This is a genomic window from Paenibacillus sp. sg306046 (assembly GCF_059821225.1).
Genome location: NZ_JCAMRT010000019.1, coordinates 80,415 through 98,511 on the forward strand (window position 1 = coordinate 80,415; position 18,097 = coordinate 98,511).

Annotated in this window: 14 protein-coding genes; 2 read left to right on the forward strand and 12 right to left on the reverse strand. The window is 55.1% G+C overall.

The window, feature by feature from the left end; translation table 11 throughout:
* The first annotated feature begins 139 nt into the window (after positions 1-139).
* A complete protein-coding gene (locus AC6ROY_RS18895; RefSeq protein WP_500102148.1) occupies positions 140-961 on the forward strand; it encodes a helix-turn-helix domain-containing protein in 822 nt (273 codons plus the stop codon).
* Between the two features lie 137 nt (positions 962-1,098).
* The gene (arfA, locus tag AC6ROY_RS18900; RefSeq protein WP_500102149.1) at positions 1,099-2,619 is read left to right on the forward strand and encodes an arabinosylfuranosidase ArfA; all 1,521 of its coding nucleotides are present in this window, start codon (positions 1,099-1,101) and stop codon (positions 2,617-2,619) included.
* A gap of 204 nt (positions 2,620-2,823) precedes the next feature.
* On the opposite strand, the gene AC6ROY_RS18905 is transcribed toward arfA, so the two are convergent.
* The 12 genes from AC6ROY_RS18905 to rpoD form a co-directional block, all read right to left on the reverse strand.
* On the reverse strand, positions 2,824-3,564 hold the full coding sequence (locus AC6ROY_RS18905; protein ID WP_500102150.1) for a MerR family transcriptional regulator: 741 nt from the start codon (positions 3,562-3,564) through the stop codon (positions 2,824-2,826).
* 249 nt (positions 3,565-3,813) lie between these two features.
* On the reverse strand, positions 3,814-4,854 hold the full coding sequence (locus tag AC6ROY_RS18910; RefSeq protein WP_500102151.1) for an NADH:flavin oxidoreductase: 1,041 nt from the start codon (positions 4,852-4,854) through the stop codon (positions 3,814-3,816).
* Between the two features lie 40 nt (positions 4,855-4,894).
* Positions 4,895-5,476: a TetR/AcrR family transcriptional regulator gene (locus AC6ROY_RS18915; protein ID WP_500102152.1), complete on the reverse strand. Its 582-nt coding sequence runs from the start codon at positions 5,474-5,476 to the stop codon at positions 4,895-4,897.
* A 152-nt stretch (positions 5,477-5,628) separates the two neighbouring features.
* Positions 5,629-7,713, reverse strand: a complete 2,085-nt coding sequence (locus AC6ROY_RS18920) for a beta-galactosidase (RefSeq protein WP_500102153.1) — start codon at positions 7,711-7,713, stop codon at positions 5,629-5,631.
* Positions 7,714-7,827: 114 nt separating this feature from the next.
* On the reverse strand, positions 7,828-8,940 hold the full coding sequence (locus tag AC6ROY_RS18925) for a rhamnogalacturonan acetylesterase (RefSeq protein WP_500102154.1): 1,113 nt from the start codon (positions 8,938-8,940) through the stop codon (positions 7,828-7,830).
* A gap of 22 nt (positions 8,941-8,962) precedes the next feature.
* Entirely contained in the window at positions 8,963-9,988 is a 1,026-nt protein-coding gene (locus AC6ROY_RS18930; RefSeq protein ID WP_500102155.1) for a glycoside hydrolase family 88/105 protein, read from the reverse strand.
* Positions 9,989-10,038: 50 nt separating this feature from the next.
* On the reverse strand, positions 10,039-10,866 hold the full coding sequence (locus AC6ROY_RS18935; RefSeq protein WP_500102173.1) for a carbohydrate ABC transporter permease: 828 nt from the start codon (positions 10,864-10,866) through the stop codon (positions 10,039-10,041).
* A gap of 64 nt (positions 10,867-10,930) precedes the next feature.
* Positions 10,931-11,836 carry a carbohydrate ABC transporter permease gene (locus AC6ROY_RS18940; protein ID WP_500102156.1) on the reverse strand — a complete coding sequence of 302 codons (906 nt, stop codon included), beginning with the start codon at positions 11,834-11,836 and terminating at the stop codon, positions 10,931-10,933.
* A gap of 182 nt (positions 11,837-12,018) precedes the next feature.
* Entirely contained in the window at positions 12,019-13,347 is a 1,329-nt protein-coding gene (locus AC6ROY_RS18945) for an ABC transporter substrate-binding protein (RefSeq protein ID WP_500102157.1), read from the reverse strand.
* Between the two features lie 154 nt (positions 13,348-13,501).
* Positions 13,502-15,049, reverse strand: coding sequence for a response regulator transcription factor (locus AC6ROY_RS18950; RefSeq protein ID WP_500102158.1), 1,548 nt, complete (start codon positions 15,047-15,049; stop codon positions 13,502-13,504).
* Entirely contained in the window at positions 15,042-16,811 is a 1,770-nt protein-coding gene (locus AC6ROY_RS18955; protein ID WP_500102159.1) for a cache domain-containing sensor histidine kinase, read from the reverse strand. Before AC6ROY_RS18955 ends, AC6ROY_RS18950 begins: the two co-directional genes overlap by 8 nt.
* Before the next feature lie 116 nt (positions 16,812-16,927).
* Positions 16,928-18,046, reverse strand: a complete 1,119-nt coding sequence (rpoD, locus tag AC6ROY_RS18960; protein ID WP_500102160.1) for an RNA polymerase sigma factor RpoD — start codon at positions 18,044-18,046, stop codon at positions 16,928-16,930.
* Positions 18,047-18,097 lie beyond the last annotated feature (51 nt).

An 18,097-nucleotide genomic window follows, 5' to 3' on the forward strand; every position in this document is an offset into this window, starting at 1 on the left:
CCAGCCCGCTTGCAGAAGCAGGAGCGTTTCGACTATGCTGAATATGGCGGGATACTGCCAGTCGGCTCAAGTCCGGCTCCGCGTATCTGCCCCAGAGACAACGGTTCATCTGAAATAACCAACAGAGGTTGTGGCCTACATGACAGCAAACGACGATCCGTCCCGCTTCGATGCGCAAGCCCCCGGCATTGTCATTGCCGGGCACTTCCATGAGCCGGATACTTATATCACGAAACGGCCGCAAGGCCGCAACGACTACTTGATGATGTATACGCTATCAGGCGAAGGCTATGTCCAGACACCCGCCGGTAAAGCGGCTTGCGGCCCCGGCGATCTGGCGTTGATCAAGCCCGGCACACCGCATCAGTACGGAACGGTGCAGGGCGGCCGCTGGCAATTTGTGTGGGCGCATTTCTCGGCGCGGCTGCTGGAAACCGGCATGCTGCCTGACACCGGCCTGGTGCTGCACCAGGTGGAGGATGAAAATGAACGCAAGCGGCTGTACCGCGCGTTCCGCCGCGTCATCGCCGACTCAATTGAACGAAGCGCCTACTGGCAGGAGCTGTGCGAAAATGCGCTGCGCGAAGTGCTGCTGCTGCTTGCCCAATCGCTGAACAAGCAAACCGACCCCCGCGTGCGAGCTACACTGCACTATTTATCGCTGCATATGAAGCAGCCGCTCACACTGGAAGCACTCGCCCGTACGGTTGGCTTGTCGCCGTCCAGGCTGTCCCATGTATTCAAGGAACAAACCGGCTATTCCATCGTGGACACGCTGAATCGGATGCGCATCCAGCAGGCCGCGCTGCTGCTCACCCATACGGACCGGACGGCCCTGGAGGCTTCCTTTGATGTCGGATTCTACAATTACAATCATTTTGCCAACCAGTTTCGCAAAGTGTTCGGGGTCAATCCCAGCGCTTACCGCAAAGACAGAATACAACGGCAGACTGACTTGTGAGCTTGATAAAGCTATAAACGGATGAAAGAAAATTACAGCTTGCTTTTTTTCGTCCGATGAGGTGTAATGATGTTAGTTTAGTTTTTGTTGAATCATTTTAAATAATTATAAAACAATGTGAAGAGGTGGCATTATTCATGTCCGTACAAGCAAAAATGACGGTGGACAAGGATTTCAATATTGGCGCCATTGACGAACGAATTTACGGCTCGTTTATCGAGCATCTTGGACGCGCCGTTTACGGCGGCATCTATGAGCCTGAGCATCCGGAAGCTGACGAGCAGGGCTTTCGCCGCGACGTGCTGGAGCTTGTGAAGGAGCTGCGCGTGCCGATTGTCCGCTATCCGGGAGGCAACTTCGTATCCGGTTACAATTGGGAGGACAGCGTCGGACCGAAGTCCGAGCGCCCGAGCCGCCTGGAGCTGGCGTGGCGTGTGCTGGAAACCAATCAATTCGGCTTCAATGAATTTGTCGACTGGACGAAGAAAGCGAACTCCGAGGTCATGATGGCCGTTAATCTCGGCACACGGGGAATTGATGAAGCGCGCAACATTTTGGAGTACAGCAACCATCCGTCCGGCACGTATTGGAGCGACCTGCGCCGTCAGCACGGGTATGAGCAGCCGCACGGCATCAAGACCTGGTGTCTGGGCAATGAAATGGACGGCCCTTGGCAAATCGGCCACAAAACGGCGCATGAATACGGCCGCCTAGCCAACGAAACCGCCTGCGCCATGCGGCAGGTCGATCCGAGCATTGAGCTGGTCGTATGCGGCAGCTCGCACCTGCATATGCCGACCTTTGCCGAGTGGGAAGCGACCGTGCTGGAGCACACGTATGACAGCGTCGATTACTTGTCGCTTCACCAATATTACGGCAATGGGCAAAACGATACGCCGACCTTCCTCGCCCGCTCCGTGCAAATGGACGACTTCATCGGCAAGGTGGTCAGCACCTGCGATTATATCAAAGCAAAAACGCGCAGCAAAAAGAAAATCCAGCTTTCCTTTGACGAATGGAACGTCTGGTATCATTCCCACGCGGCGGACCGCAAGCTTGATCCATGGCAAATCGCCCCTCCGCAGCTGGAGGACGTGTACAATCATGAAGACGCGCTGCTCGTCGGCTGCATGCTGATCAGCCTGCTCAAGCACGCCGATCGCGTGAAAATGGCTTGCATGGCGCAGCTTGTCAACGTCATCGCTCCAATCATGACTGAAAACGGCGGCGCAGCGTGGAAGCAAACGATCTTTTATCCGTATTTGCATGCCTCGATCTACGGACGCGGCGAGGCGCTCATTCCGTTGATTCAATCGGATAAATACGATACGACCGAAATTACCGACGTCCCGTACCTCGAATCCGTAGCCGTCCATAATGAAGCGGCGAATGAAGTGACGATTTTTGCGGTGAACCGCCATCTCGAGGAGTCGCTGCAGCTTCACATTGATCTGCGCAGCTTCGGAGCGCTGTCGTTGATTGAGCATGTGGTGATGGAGCATGACGATCTGAAAGCCGCCAATACCCGTGAAAATCCGTACAACGTGCAGCCGCATACTGGCGGCAACGCAACGGTCGAAGACGGCGCCAAAGTAAACGCGGCACTGACGAAAGCATCGTGGAACGTTATTCGCCTGAAGCTGGCCGACCTTGCCTAACCAGGCAAGGCAAGGTGTAAGCCAGGGCCACTAGGTTCCCTCGGTAAAAGCAAATGAGTGAACCGACGGCATGCAAGAACTCCATAGCACGGCATAGCGCCTGTATAGTTGAGGCCAAGCCGGACGGCACAGGATGCCGTCCGGCTTTTTTCGCGCTGCGCTGCAGGCTGCACGCTGTTCGTTCCGTTGTCACGCTTGATCGCGCTAACGGGCTTGACGGTCGGCGAACACAGCCATCGCATCCCGCATAAACACGGACAGTCCTGCTCCAAATTGATCAATATTCGCTGTAAACCTCGTATCGTCCACGTACATTTGGCCGAGTCCGCGAAACGCCTCCGGCGAATAGCTGCCCTGCTTGTTCAAATACGTATACCATTCGGCAATCGCCGTCTGCACTTCATCCGATGCCGCCGGCTGCTCGCGCAGCGCCGCCAGCTTGCGGAATATCGTATTCATGGCTTCTCCCCATGCCTTCTGCTCCTGCCGCAACATCGCGGCCAGCTTCTGCTGTGAGCGGTCGACCGCGTCATTCCCCCAACGTTGACGCGCCTCCTCCTCATACGGATTCCGGCTGAAGTCGAAGCCTTTGAATTTTTCCTCATTTGTCATCTCAATCTCTCCCTTCGTATGTTGAATCGTTTTTTCCACGGTATCAATCATCTCATCAAGCCGCAGCCGCTGTTCCAACAGCAGCTTCCGGTGCAGCTCCAGCGCCTCCAGCCGATTGTAGGACGGATTGTGCAAAATGTCCCCGATTTCCTTCAGTGAAAATCCCAGCTCGCGGTAAAATAAAATTTGCTGCAGCGTCGTCAGGTTATCCTCCGAATACAGCCGGTAGCCGGACTCCGTCGTTTCATCGGGAACAAGCAGTCCGATCTCATCGTAATGATGCAGCGTGCGCACGCTGATTCCGGCCAGCTCCGCAACCTCCTTAACCTTCATAAGCGTCTCACTCCCCCTTCGACTTCACTTTACAGCCTCACGTAACGTGAGAGTCAACGCCTTAGTTTACACAAGCGACAGCTGCTCCCTGCGGAGTTTTAAGACACACCCTAGTTAATCCCGTTCCAGTAAATAACGTCATCAATCGGCAATGGCAACACGCAAAGAAGCGCCTTCTCAGGCGCTCCCTGCTTCGATATGTTATAAACGGCCAGTTGGCGGCTTCATTGGTCTAGCTCCAGCGGCGGCTTAATGCAAGGTTTTCAGCGACTCCGGCGAAAAAGGAATCAGCTCATCCGTCCGTCCATCGCGAAGCTTATCCGCCCAAGCCGGGTCCACCAGCAAAGCCCGGCCCACAGCTACGAGATCAAATTCTTCGCGCTCCAGCCGCTCGACTAACCCGTCGAGGTTCACGTTGGCGGCACCCGCTCCTTCTGCAAAAAGGCGCATAAAGTCGCCATCCAAACCAACCGAGCCAACGGTAATCGTCGGTTTACCCGTCAGCTTTTTCGTCCAGCCCGCCAGGTTCAGCTCAGACCCGTCAAACTCAGGCTCCCAGAAACGGCGAGTCGAGCAGTGGAAAATATCGACGCCGGCTTCCACGAGCGGTGCCAGAAACTGCTCCAGCAAGGCAGGCGTCGTTGCGAGCTTGGCATCATATTTCGAAGATTTCCACTGCGAGTAACGCAGTACAATCGGAAATTCAGGTCCGACGGCGCGACGGCAAGCTTCGATGACTTCAACCGCAAAGCGGGTCCGCCCCACCATGTCACCGCCGTAACGATCCGTACGCGCGTTCGTTTCCTCCCAGAAAAACTGGTCGATCAAATAACCGTGCGCGCCGTGCAGCTCAATGCCGTCAAAGCCAAGCCGCTTTGCTTCCGAGGCTGCCTGGGCAAAAGCTTCAATCAGCTGCGCAATTTCCGCCTCCGAAAAATGATTGACATTGCCGTGCGCGCCCATATGCCAGATTTGTGGAATGATTCGCCCGCCAGCTGCATGCACCTCAGCTACAACGCGGGCCCAGCCGTTTAATGCCTCTTCTCCATAGAAATGGGGCACGTTGGCCTGATTCGACGCTTCCGCGTGGTTGATCACTGTGCCTTCGGTCACGATCAGACCGACGCCATGCTCCGCCCTGCGCCGGTAATAGGCGGCCACATCCGGTCCTGGTACGCCATCGGGCGAAAAGGTTCGCGTCATCGGCGCCATCACGATCCGGTTGGACAAGGTCAGCTTGCCGGATTCAAAAGGTTGAAACAAGGATTGAACTGCTTGTTGAGTTGTCATAAATACCTCCAAAGTAGAGTGGGATTGAAAAAACACAAAATCAGGGAACAATCAGCGCAAAGGAGGTCTGCAAAACCGCTCGAATTTGCTCCTGCGGTACGCCTGATTTGCCCATCACGGTTGCACCGCGTATGGCATTGGTCAGATGAGCGGCGAGCTCCCTGGAGCCGTGCCGGTTCGTGATCAGCTGCTGTTCCTGACCGCGCGAAACGACCTGCTCCATGATCCGCTCAATCTGGGCAAACGTCAGCTCCACCTCACGCGCTACCTGCTCATCGGTATTGCCGAATTCAAGCACGGAATTGATCATCAGGCAGCCCTTGCACAGCTCCTCGTGGCCTCTGCCCAGCAGCGCATCACAAATCGCCTCCAACGTCTGCAGCGGCGAGCCTCCACTGGAAGCCAGCTCGTCCAGGACGGAGATCGTTTGTTCGCGGTACAGCGCCAATGCTTTCAAAAACAACGCGCGCTTGTCCTCGAACACACCGTATAAGCTTTGTTTTTTTACTTGTGTCGTGCGGGTCAGGTCATCGAAGGAGGTTGATTTGAACCCCTTTTCCCGAAATACTTCCATGCACTGGTGAAGCACCTGACCGGCATCAAATTCTCTTGGTCTGCTCATACAAGCATCCTAACAGTTTTTGACCTGGCAGTCAAGAACTAAGCTGCGGATGCCCTGACCCTTAGCGATGTTGCAGAAGCGGGCGGCTTGCAGCAAAAAGCCTGGCGCATCCGTTAACCGGATGACCAGGCTTCTCGCTTCCTTGCTTCAGCTTATCCCTGCGCTGCCGCGCGGCGCAGCACGCGCAATCCGTACGGAGCAAGCTGCAGCTCGGCTTCGGCTTGCTCGCCGCTGAGCACGTCCGCATATTCGCGGCCGTCCAGCTTGACCGTCCGCTCAGCCGCTGCGAAATTGAGCACAAATACATAATCGTTCGCGCCGTCCGAGCGGACCTGCGCCGTGACGCCCTGCGGCAGCTCGTTCGGCAGCGCGCGTCCTACCCCCGCCGCCTCGGCCAGCGCGCCAAGCAGCGCATCCTGAAACGGCTGCTTCGTCCGGCAGGCGACGTAATAAGCTCGCCCGGCTCCCACCTGGTTGACCGTCAGCGCCGGACGGCCTGCGTAGTAGTCCTGTCCGTATACAGCGAGCGCCGTCGCGCCTTCCAGATGAATGACCTCGCACAGCTCATGCACGTCGAATTCGCCCTGCAATCCAAGCTCATTGCCGTCGGACAGCTTTAAGGCGTTTGCATCATGATCATGCAGCCCTTCGATTTCCTCGGCCCAGACGCCAAGCGTTGAGCGCAACGGACCCGGGAAGCCGCCGAGGAAGCACAGGTCATTTTCATCCACGATGCCTGACCAATACGTCGCGACCAGCGTGCCGCCCGCCCGGACGAATGCATCAAGCCGCTCCGCCACGCCGGGGCGGACCATGTACAGCATCGGCGCGACCAGCAGCTTGTAGCGGGAGAAATCCTGCTCCATGTCGATGACATCAACCGCAATGCCGCGTTCCCAGAACGGCCGGTAATACGACAGCACGGTTTCTTCATACTTCAAGCCTTTGTTGCGCGGTCCTTGCGCATCGCTGACCGCCCAACGATTTTCCCAGTCGAAAATAACCGCGACCTCGGCAGCGACGTGTGACCCGGCTACCGCCGACAGCCGCTCCAGCGCGTCTCCAACCTCGGCCACCTCGCCGAATACCCGCGTATGCTCATGCCCGGCATGATCGACCACCGCACCATGAAACTTTTCGCTGGAGCCGCGGCTCTTGCGCCATTGAAAATATTGCACCGAATCCGAGCCATGCGCAACCGCTTGCAGCGAAGCGAGCAGATGCATGCCCGGACGTTTCCCTTTGCTGATCGGCTGCCAGTTAGTCAAGCTTGGCGTGCTTTCCATCAGCAAAAACGGCTGGCGTTTGATCGAACGCATAATATCATGCACCATGCCGATCCGGGCAGCCTGCAGGCTGTTATCCTCGGAATCATGCCAGGTCGGATAGCTGTCCCAGGAGACGATATCCAGCACGTCGGCGAATTTCCAGTAATTCAGATCCGCATACGGCAAATCCATCAAATTCGTCGTCACCGGCAGCCGGTGCCTAACGGTACGCAGCGCTGCAACCTCATGACGGCAAAAATCGACGGTCCGGTCCGTTACAAACCGCTTCCAATCAAGCGTACAGCCATGGACAAACGTCTCGCCGTGCGGGGCAGGCGACTCCAGCTGCGACCAATCGGTGAACGTATGGCTCCAGAAGCCCGTCCACCAGGCGTGATTCAGCCGCTCCAGCGTGCCGTACTTCGCCTGCAGCCATTCGCGGAACTGCTGCTGACACAAATCGCAATGACATTCCCCATTGTATTCATTGGAAATATGCCAGCCGATCACCGCGGGATGGTCGGCATACCGCTCAGCCAGCTTGCGGTTCATGATCGCCGTCTTTTCACGGTACACCGGGGACGTATAGCAGTGGTTATGCCGGAAGCCGTGCAAATTCCGCATGCGATTAGGCCCCACCCGCAGCACCTCCGGGTACTTGGCCGACATCCAGGCCGGTCTTGCGCCGCTTGGCGTTGCGAGAAATGCATAAATGCCATGGCTTGCAAACCGCTCCAGCACCTGATCAAGCCAGTCGAACGTAAAGACGCCCTCCTCCGGCTCCAGCGAAACCCAGGAAAAAATGCCAACCGACATCACATTACATTTGGCCAGCTTCATCAGCCGGATATCTTCCTCCAGCACCTCCGGGTATGCAAGCCATTGGTCCGGATTATAGTCGCCGCCGTGCAGCAGCGTTGAAAACAATGGTTTTCGCGCGGGCACTTCCTTCACGTTGTCCTTCCCCATCTCAATCAGTCCTCTCTGGCAAATGTGACAATACGTCCACAAGCAAGCAGGCCGCTGTCAGGACGGAAACTCCCGCCTGCAGCGACCTCTGGCCGGTGACTGAGCACATGCAGCTTAACGCAGCAGCATTAGCATCGGCTTGAGCCGCAGCTCACGCAGCTCGTCCACGACTAGCCCCGCAATCCGGATCGCGCCGCGCTCCTGGAAGTGGGTGTTGTCTTCGATCCCGCCAGGGAAATTCATAAATTCGCCCGGCGCGCCCCACATCAGCAGTGATTTTGTTCCCTCCGGACCCAGCTCCTCGAACAGCCGCTTGCTGCTCGCGGCCAAATCCACCAGCGATACGTTTTCCTCTTCGGCAAGCTCCTTCATCGCGGTTAAATAAGCGCCATGTGTATCGGTCAGCGTGCCATCCGGCTCAAAAAACCGCCGCTGGACAGAGGTAACCAGGATCGGAGTAGCGCCTCTTTCACGCGCACCGTCGATGTACGCTTTCAAATACGTCTTGTATGTCGTGGCAGGGTCGGTATGACGCTTCTCATCCGGCTTCTGATCGTTGTGGCCGAATTGGATGAACAGCAGGTCATCCGGCTTAATCGCTGCCCAGATGCGGTCCAGATGGCCTTCGTCAATGAAGCTTTTCGAGCTGCGCCCCGAACGCGCGAAGTTCGCTACCGCAGCATCATGCTTGAGCAAATACGGGAGCATTTGTCCCCAGCCTGCATACGGATAACCTTCCGTCGACTGATCCGTCACCGTCGAATCTCCCGCCAGAAATACGGTCCGTACCTGCGGCGCAGACACGATCTCCAGCGCATTGATCCGGGGCGCCAGACCGGAGAAGTGCAGCTCCAGCTTGCCGTCGAATACCCACGCCGAAAAGCTGTGTCTGACAAATTGCCCGGTTTCGGTGCGCAGCCGACGAACCATGAGCCTGCCGCAGCCTGCTTTAATTGTCGTTTCCGTTGGCACAATGGCATCGCCGAACAGCGCATGCACGGTGTAGATGCCTTTCGGCAAGTCCACCCGGAAGGTCGCTTCCAGCGGAATGCAGAAGTCGCGGCGCAATACGTCCGGCTCTCCGCGGTCTTTGGCTGCGATTTGCACGTTTCCGCCCGGCACAAAGCCGTATCCCTGCTGCTCGTCATACCACGTTTGCGCGCCGATCTTGACATATCCCTCTTGCGGCTCGCTTACGCCAAAATCAAACCGTTGCTCACTTGTCACCTTACATCCTCCTAGCGTCTGCTTACCAATCCCGCTTTTTCAGCAGCGACGACAGGAAGACCAGCCCCAAACCTTGGCCCCAGCCCTGAATCCGTTTGTATGGAACTCCCTTGTAGCCTTCTGCATCACGCATCACGGCCGTGCCCGCCGACACGCCGGTAATCGTTCCGTCCGCCGTAATCCGCGACAGGAAAGCAGGTATCGCTTTATTTACAAACTTATTGTACATCGTCCCCGTGCTGAGCAGCGCAGCGGCAATACCGGCAGAGCCTGATGTTTCCGTATAAGCGGTCGGATCGTTGACAATCGTATGCCACAGCCCGTCCTGTCCTTGCAAACGGACAAGCGCAGCCAATTGATCGCGCAGCGAGCCTTCGATGATCATAAATGACGGGTGTGTGACGTGAACCAGCTGAAGTGCCCGCGCCATCGTAATGGCTGCCCAGGAATTGCCGCGCGCCCAGAAGATGCCCGACATATGGTTTTGCGCCCGATGATCCCATCCGTGGTAATACAAATTTGTAACCGGGTCCTGTAAAAATTGCTCATGCCCGTGATATTGCTTGATCCCGTCTTCCAGATAATCGTCGCGCTTCAACAACGCCCCGATCCGAACCAGAAAATAGCCGGCCATAAACATCGTATCAACCCACGCCTGCTCGGGAAAATTGTAGGCCTCCGAATTGACCGTGTGCTGGAAAATACCGTCGGCGAACCGTTCCGCATCATGCTTTAAAAAGTCGGCCATTTCGGTGGCGATGTCGATATACTTATTCTCCCCTGTCACCTGGTACAGTGTCAACAGCGAATGTCCGATCGAAACGGCATTGACGGACAGCTTGGGCAAGCCATCCTCCAGTTGTTCGTCCACCCATGCTTTGAGCAGGTCGATGTAGGCTTCATTGCCTGTCGCTTCATAAGCTTCGGTTACCCCATAAAATGCGACGCCGCCCGGCCAGTCCCAGCTGAAATCCATATTAAAGGTACGGCGAACGACGCGATCAATCTGCTCACGAATTTCATTCGGATCATAAGCTAATGCCGGCATAGCTGTAGTTTCCCCTCTCACCTGATGCTCAGCTGGCAACGGCTCAAGGGTTATCCCTTGAGGCCGCTTGTGCTGATGCCTTCCACAATATATTTTTGGAAAATGAAGAACACAATGACAATCGGCAGCAGCGAGACGGTGGACATCGCAAACATGCCGCCCCAGTTATTCAAGGACTCCGCATCCAGAAACAGCTTGAGTGCGAGAGACATCGGGTAAAGCTCCGGACGATTCAAGTACAGCAGCGGGTTAATAAAGTCATCCCAGCGCCAATAGAAGGAGAAAATCGTCGATGTAATCAAAGCCGGTACGATCAATGGAAGCATAATCCGGAAGAAAATACCGTATCTGCTGCAGCCGTCCATTTTGGCCGCCTCATCCATCTCCTGCGGAATCGTGCGGATAAACTGAATAATCAGGAAGACGAAAAACGGTGTAGCGAAAAATTGCGGGACAAGCACCGGCTTGAACGATCCGAGCCAGCCAAGCTTGGCAAACATGACGTATTGGGAAATCATCGTCACGTCATGCGGCAGCATCATCGTCACCATCATGCAGCCGAACCAGAACGCTTTGCCGAAGAAGGAAATCCGTGCAAAGCCATAGCCGACAAGCGCGGAGGAAGCAACCGCCCCGATGGTGGAGACGATCGAAATAAACATCGAATTTTTAAAGAAGGTTGCAAAGGTCGTTCCGGCAAAGCCCTTCCAGCCGGTGACGTAGTTGTTAAATTCGAGACGGCTTGGAATCAGGCTGTTCGCTGTCGTGAAAATTTCGTCATTAGGCTTCAGGGAGCTGGCAACCAGCCACAGGATCGGATACAGCATGATCAGGGCAAGGCCGCCGACAAGCAGATGGTAAGCAACGCTTTTAAACATGTGTTTTGAACGGACGGACGAGCGGACTTGAACCGTTGGTTTGGCAGCTTGCTGCATAGCCATCTTATTTCTCCCCTTTCGATTCGTAATGGACCCAGAGTGTCGATGTTTTGAAAATGACCAGGGTAATAATGCCGATCAGCACCAGCATCGTCCAGGCCATCGCCGAGGCGTAGCCCATATCGAAGAACGAGAAGGCCTGACGGTACAAATACAAGGAATAAAGCAGCGTATTATCCAGCGGTCCGCCCTCGCCGCGGGAGATGATGTAAGCTGGTGTAAACGTCATAAATGCGGAAATCAGCTGCATGATCAGGTTGAAGAAAATAATCGGGCTGAGCAGCGGAAGCGTAATTTTGAAAAACTGGCGGACGCCGTTTGCGCCGTCGACGCTGGCCGCTTCATAATACGAGGCCGGAATGTTTTTCAGACCTGCCAGGAAGATCAGCATTGAGGAACCGAACTGCCATACGGACAATGCGACCAACGTCCACAGCGCCGTGTCCGGGCTGCCGATCCAGGAGCGGGTCGCTTCGATACCGACGGAGCCGAGAAATGCGTTCAGCAGCCCTTTGTCGCCGAAAATTTGCTGCCACATGATGGATACGGCTACACTTCCGCCGATCAGCGACGGCAAGTAATACGCCGAGCGGTAAGCGCCGATGCCCTTGATCGCCTTGTTCAGCAGCATAGCTACGATCAGCGCGAAAGCAAGCCGCAGCGGCACGCTGCCGAATACGTACGTGAAGGTAACTTGCAGCGACTTCATAATTTTATCGTCTTCAAACAACAGCTTGTTGTAGTTGTCCAGTCCGATCCAGCGCGGCGTCTCCATCATATTGTAATCTGTAAACGAGTAGTAAAAGGAAGAAAGCATCGGATACAACGTAAAGATGAGAAAGCCTAGCACGAACGGAGCGGTAAATACGTATCCGGTCAAGTGATCGTTGTCCCTTAATCTTAGCTTCATATGGTTCAACCCCTATGCCTGTTTGGTATAGCTTTATTATGCCGGATGTAAGCGCAATACAGAAGAAAAAAAACCGTCCATTTTGTTCAAAAAGCAGACAATCAAGGGAGGGGAATCATGCCCGGATTGCACACAAAAACCGGGGCCAAAAGCGGCCCCGGCTCGTCATCCCGGCAACGGGATTATTTTTTGTTTTTCGCAAGAATCGCGTTCGCTTCCTTACGGAATTTCACAGCGGCATCCTCGACTGAAATTTTCTTGTACATAATTTGCTCGCTCGTATCCTTCAACAGCTTCTCAACTTCAATGGAGCCGATCGGGTTAGGAGGGTCCATGTCGCTGCTGTTTTGCTCAGCCCAAGTGACATAATCAAACACCTTGACTTCGTTTGGCGTCAACAAAGGCTTCAGCGCATCCTTCACCTTGGACGAAACCGGTACGCCGCGCTCGCCCTTGATAATTTTGTTCGCTTCAATGTCGTTAATCCAGAAGTTGATGAATTTCGCCGCTTCCTCTTGCTGCTTGGAGCCGCTTGTTACTGCCCAGTACATACTTGGCTTCAGGAACAGACCTGCCTTCTGGTTCGGACCAGGCAGCGGCTGCAGTTCCAGGTCGCGCTTGGTTGCATTCGCCAAACCGAGGAACTGGTTGGACCAGCCTGTCGAAGAAATCGAGTTGCCTGGAACCATTTCGTCATCTTCCGGCGTCCCCTTCTTCTGCGCTTCCTTATCGAGCGTGAGCAGGTAGCCAGCATCATACCACTTCTGGTAACGCTTGAAGTAGTCGATGAACGGCTTGTCATCCGTGTACGCCAGCGATGCGCCGTCGGCCGCGTACATCTTCTGGCCTTGCGTCCGGAGGAAGTAAGGGAAGAACACATCATGACGGAGACCGCCCATAATTTTACCGGCCGCTTTCGCTTTTGCCGCCAGCGCATCCATATCATCCCACGTCCAGTCTTTGGCCGGAGGCGTAATACCCGCTTTCTTGAGCATCTCAAAGTCCATCGTGGACTGCAGGGCGTTGACGCCCAAATTCATCGCAAGCAATTTGTCGCCCAGCTTGCCGCCCGACAAGGCGGATGGGCTTACATCAGCAACGTTTAATACGCCGCTTTTCGTGAATGGCGTCAGGTCAGCAAGCTGATTGCGGCCGCCGTATTGGGTCAAGTAAGAAATATCCATCTGAATAAGATCAGGAAGCTGATTGCCGGCCGCTTGCGGAGCAAGCTTCTTCCAGTAATCGTCGAATGTTGCATATTCCGATTCGATCTTGACATTCGGGTTCGCTTTCTGATATAGCTCGATAACCTTCAACGTATAGTCATGACGAGCCTGTCCGCCCCACCAGGCGATCCGCAGCTTGACCGGCTCACCCGGCTTCGTTGCAGCTGGCGTCTGGGAGCCTGCCGCAGGCGTTGTGCCTTCCGGCTTCGCTGCCCCGCCGCCGCCGCAAGCGGCTGCTGTAAACAGGAAAGACAAAGACATAATCACTGATAACGCTTTCTTCATATTTAGTTCCTCCCCTTTTCTAACACTGAGCTTTTCGTTAACGCTTACATGATCATTATCACCGATTTTGCGACTGATTTTAATCCAATTATCCGTCCTGTTTGTTCAATTTTCAGTGCTAAATCGTTCACTGCCTCATGTGGAACGTTGCGAATCAAGACTTTGTGTACTCGGAAGGCGTACAGCCGACAACTTTTTTGAACACCTGGCTGAAATATTGCGGATTGTCGCCGAAGCCTAGCTGCTCCGCCAGCTCGAAAATCTTCATATCCGACCGCTGGTCCAGCAGCTCCGTTGCTTTCTTGATCCGCGCCTTCATGACGAAGTTGGAAAATTTCTCATCCGTCTCCTTCTTGAACAGTTTGCCCAAATAGTCGGCATTCATGTATAACATTTCATGGGCGACCCAGTTCAACGACAGCTCGGGGTTCGCAAGCTGGTCCCCGACGATGTTGATCACCTTCTGCACGATCGCGGAATGCTTGCTTTTCGTTTGCTCATACTGCCGGATCGCAATCGCATGCGCCTCCTCCTGCAGAAAGCTTTGCATCATCGGCAGCGTATCCATCGCAGCAAGCTGCACCAGCTTGCCCATATTGGCATGCACGCGTTCGGCATCCGCATCCCGGTTCATCGCCATAAACAGCTGGATCACGTACGACTTGATCACATGAATTTCAGCGCGCTGCTCCATCGCCTTGGCGAAAAACTGTTCGATCTCCAGACGGGCGTCCTCCCATCGGCCCGATTTGACCAGCAGCAGCAGCGGCTCCTCATCGTACACAAAGTCGCGGCCGGCGCCGGCATCGGCTTCCGCAAGATCGCGCTTTGTAATCAAGCTGCCTTCTCCTAGGTAGAAGCGGTGCTGCAAGCATTCCAGCGTTTCCTTATACAGCTGCCGCGCGGCCGTCATCTCGCCCGCCTCGCTAAGCGCAATCGTCAAGTCAATTTTGTAATAGCCGAGAAAGGTTTCGCGAATCCGGTTCATGCGCTCATGCAGGTCCTGCACAGGGAGTACATCCTCCACCGCAATGATGACATGATCGCCGATTGTTGAGCTGAGCAGCGTCTTGGTCAAAATATCGCCGGCGATATTTTTCACCGCAAACAGGTGCTCGAATTCAAACACGCCCTCCAGCTGAAATAAAATAAGCCGAATCCGGCTTGTCGCGGCATCAAGCTCGAACAACTTGCTGTAATAGGCCCAGTCGCGGGCTCCATACGTTTTATTCGTCACAAACTCCTTCAAAAACTGCTCCTTGACGTGCGGCAGCACCTTGGCCAAGCCCTCCCGCATCTGGCTCACAAAATCCTCGCGCTCAGCAGATTGCCGCAGCTCGTCCGAAACCTCAAGCAGCGCTTCGACAATTTTGTTTTCATTGCACGGCTTCAGCAGGTAATGCTTGACGCCGTATTGCATCGCGGTGCGGGCATACTCGAACTCATGGAAGCCGGACAGCAAAATCAGCTTTATTTGCGGGTATAACGCATTGACCTTGGCCGCAAGCTGCAAGCCGTCCATCGCCGGCATCCGAATGTCGCTAATGACGATATCCGGCCGGTGCTCCTCGATCAGCTCCAGCGCCTCCAGTCCGTTGCGCGCCATTCCAACCAGCTCCGTACCTGCCGAGCCCCAGTCCACGACAGCAGATATTCCCTCCAAAATAATTCGTTCATCATCAACCAGCAGCACCTTATACATGGGAACACCCTCTCTCGTATGGTAATCGCACCGTCACGATCGTCCCAGCCCCCGGCTCGCTGTCCAGCGTCAAGCCGTAGGACTCGCCGAAGGAGAGCACAATCCGCTCCTCAATATTTCGCAAGCCGATTCCGCTGCCGCGGCGCATCTCGCCCCGCCTGACCTTCTCCAGCAGCTCGGCGTCCATGCCCGGACCGTCATCCTCTACGGTCAGCACTAGGCCGTCCTGCTCCTGGCGGGCCGTCAGACGCAGCCGGCAAGGCTCGATTTTGGGCTCAAGCCCGTAGTTGATCGCATTTTCAATGAGCGGCTGCAGCGACAGCTTCGGAATGCAGCAATCCTGCAGCTCGTCCGGCACATCCAGCAGGAAATCCAGCCGCTCCTCGAACCGGTATTTTTGAATCGTCACGTAGTGGCGCACAATTTCCAGCTCCTCCCGCAGTGGAATCAACGTATCCTTCATGCTGATCGAGCTGCGCAGCAGAAAGCCCAGCGACTCCACCATCCGTGAAATCGTCGGCTGCTTGTTGATTTTGGCCAGCCAGTTGATCGACTCCAGCGTATTGTACATGAAGTGCGGGTTGATCTGCGCCTGCAGCGCCTTAAACTGCGTCTCCTTAATCGTCAGCTGCTTCGCATAATTTTCCGTAATCAGCTCATTGATTTTCTGCACCATAATCCGGAACGAGCGGTTCAGATGACCGACCTCATCCATCGGATGCGCGCGGCCCGCTTCGGCGCTGTCCGTTTCGATTTGCTTGAAGTTGCCCAGTTGGACCAGCTTCATTCGTCCGATCAACGACTCGATGGGCCGGGTAATCGAACGTGCGAAGCTGATGGCGATCACCATCACCACCAGCAGGCAGCCGATGAACACAACCAGCAGCGCACTTTTCATCCACGTAATTTGCCGAAAAATATGCTCGAAGGGGATCAGGCTTGTATACGTCCAGCCGGTATACGGCGACGCCACATGCGTATAAAAATACGACTCGCCATTCATCTCCTTGATCAAATAGCTGTCCGTGCTTGCGACCTGCTGCTCCAGACCCGGCGTCATTGGCAAACGATCCAGCGGATAAATCAGCGTATCCCCCGCCGAAATCATAATTTCACCGTTGCGCAGCTCGGTTCCTGTCAGCACCTCATCGACGATCCGGTCGAACCGTACGCGAATCACAAGTGTGCCCAGCTGGCTCAGCTCCAGATTGCGGAAGGAACGGATTTGTCTGGCCGCAATGAGCGTATCCTCCTTCGTCAGCGGGTAGTTCCAGGTGTTGTCTCCGTTCGCCTGCTCCGTTGACAGCATCAGCCGCCGGGTTTCCTCCTCCGAAACCGGACGGCTCGTCCCGGCTCGGGTCGCATGGCCGACATTGTCGATAATTTCGATCGCGTAAATGTTTTTCTCATAACCCGCATATTGCACAAGTCGGTCATTCAGATCGGATCGGATGCGCAGCAGCTCATAATTGGACTTGTCGGGCGTAATCGCCTGCAAGTAGCCTTGAATCTCTGCATCCGTTGCCAGGCTGAAGGACAGCCGCTCAATGCGCCTCAGCTCCTCCTCTATGCCGTTGGACGACAGATTCAGCACCTGCGAGGATTTGGCGTACAGCTGCCCGTCATAGATCGAATAAACGTACTGCAGCGCATAATAAGTAATCAGAAAACAAAACGTCATAATCAGGGAGATCAAGGCAAATACCTTATGCTTGATTCGCAAATTGCCAAACGCCTGCTTGATGGAAAAATAAGAACGCATGCTGCTCCCCCTTGCTTGTGTAGGCGATTACACTTGACGGCTAGCTAAGAACGCTGGCTGATATTAAAAAGAGCCTGACCGTCCGGCCAGACTCTTCGCTCCGTTTGTCGCGCAGTTTAATCGAGAAAATCCTTCAGCCGCTTGCTGCGGCTCGGATGGCGCAGCTTCCGAAGCGCCTTCGCTTCAATCTGGCGAATCCGCTCGCGGGTAACGCCGAACACCTTGCCCACTTCCTCCAGCGTCCGAGTCCGGCCGTCATCCAGACCGAAGCGCAGCCGCAGCACATTTTCCTCACGCTCGGTCAACGTGTCCAGCACGTCCTCCAGCTGCTCCTTCAGCAGCTCAAACGCCGCCGCATCAGCCGGAGCCGGGGCATCCGAATCCTCGATAAAATCACCCAGGTTGGAGTCGTTTTCCTCCCCGATCGGCGTTTCCAGCGACACCGGCTCCTGGGCAATTTTCATGATCTCGCGAACCTTCTCTACGCTGAGCTCCATTTCCTTCGCTACTTCCTCCGGCGTCGGCTCGCGGCCGATCTCCTGCAGCAGCTGCCGGGACACCCGAATCAGCTTATTAATCGTTTCCACCATATGTACCGGAATCCGGATCGTACGGGCCTGGTCCGCGATTGCGCGCGTAATGGCCTGACGAATCCACCAGGTTGCATAGGTGCTGAACTTGAAGCCCTTCGTATAGTCGAATTTCTCGACGGCCTTGATCAGCCCCATGTTGCCCTCCTGAATCAAGTCGAGGAATAACATGCCGCGGCCGACGTAGCGTCTGGCGATGCTCACGACAAGCCGCAGATTCGCCTCAGCCAGCCTGCGCTTCGCTGCTTCGTCTCCAGCCTCGATCCGCTGGGCAAGACTGATTTCCTCTTCCGTCGACAGCAGTTGAACGCGGCCAATCTCCTTCAAATACATCCGGACCGGATCATTCGTCTTCAAACCGGGCGGAAGCGACAAATCATCATCGACCTGAAACTCCTCGGAAGGCTGCTCAGGACGCGCAGACCCGAAATCATCATCGGATTCATCATGAATATCAATGCCCTGCTCGGATAGATGCTCGAAAAAGTCATTGATCTGGTCCGAGTCCTGCTCAAATGGCGACAGCTTATCCATAATTTCTTTATACGTGAGGGACAAACTTTTCTTGCCCTGCTCAATCAGCTGTTCCTTGGCTTGCTCCAGCGTGATGTCGGTATCCAGCTTGATCTGTTGTTCGTTCTCCATCCGATCTGCCCCCGTTTACAAGAGAATGGCCTGTTAAGCCGGTTGACTTCG

Coding starts and splice junctions, on each gene's coding strand:
- AC6ROY_RS18895 (WP_500102148.1), top strand. CDS start 140: ATGACAGCAAACGACGATCCGTCCCGCTTCGATGCGCAAGCCCCCGGC.
- arfA (WP_500102149.1), top strand. CDS start 1,099: ATGTCCGTACAAGCAAAAATGACGGTGGACAAGGATTTCAATATTGGC.
- AC6ROY_RS18905 (WP_500102150.1), bottom strand. CDS start 3,564: ATGAAGGTTAAGGAGGTTGCGGAGCTGGCCGGAATCAGCGTGCGCACG.
- AC6ROY_RS18910 (WP_500102151.1), bottom strand. CDS start 4,854: ATGACAACTCAACAAGCAGTTCAATCCTTGTTTCAACCTTTTGAATCC.
- AC6ROY_RS18915 (WP_500102152.1), bottom strand. CDS start 5,476: ATGAGCAGACCAAGAGAATTTGATGCCGGTCAGGTGCTTCACCAGTGC.
- AC6ROY_RS18920 (WP_500102153.1), bottom strand. CDS start 7,713: ATGGGGAAGGACAACGTGAAGGAAGTGCCCGCGCGAAAACCATTGTTT.
- AC6ROY_RS18930 (WP_500102155.1), bottom strand. CDS start 9,988: ATGCCGGCATTAGCTTATGATCCGAATGAAATTCGTGAGCAGATTGAT.
- AC6ROY_RS18935 (WP_500102173.1), bottom strand. CDS start 10,866: ATGTTTAAAAGCGTTGCTTACCATCTGCTTGTCGGCGGCCTTGCCCTG.
- AC6ROY_RS18940 (WP_500102156.1), bottom strand. CDS start 11,836: ATGAAGCTAAGATTAAGGGACAACGATCACTTGACCGGATACGTATTT.
- AC6ROY_RS18945 (WP_500102157.1), bottom strand. CDS start 13,347: ATGAAGAAAGCGTTATCAGTGATTATGTCTTTGTCTTTCCTGTTTACA.
- AC6ROY_RS18950 (WP_500102158.1), bottom strand. CDS start 15,049: ATGTATAAGGTGCTGCTGGTTGATGATGAACGAATTATTTTGGAGGGA.
- AC6ROY_RS18955 (WP_500102159.1), bottom strand. CDS start 16,811: ATGCGTTCTTATTTTTCCATCAAGCAGGCGTTTGGCAATTTGCGAATC.
- rpoD (WP_500102160.1), bottom strand. CDS start 18,046: ATGGAGAACGAACAACAGATCAAGCTGGATACCGACATCACGCTGGAG.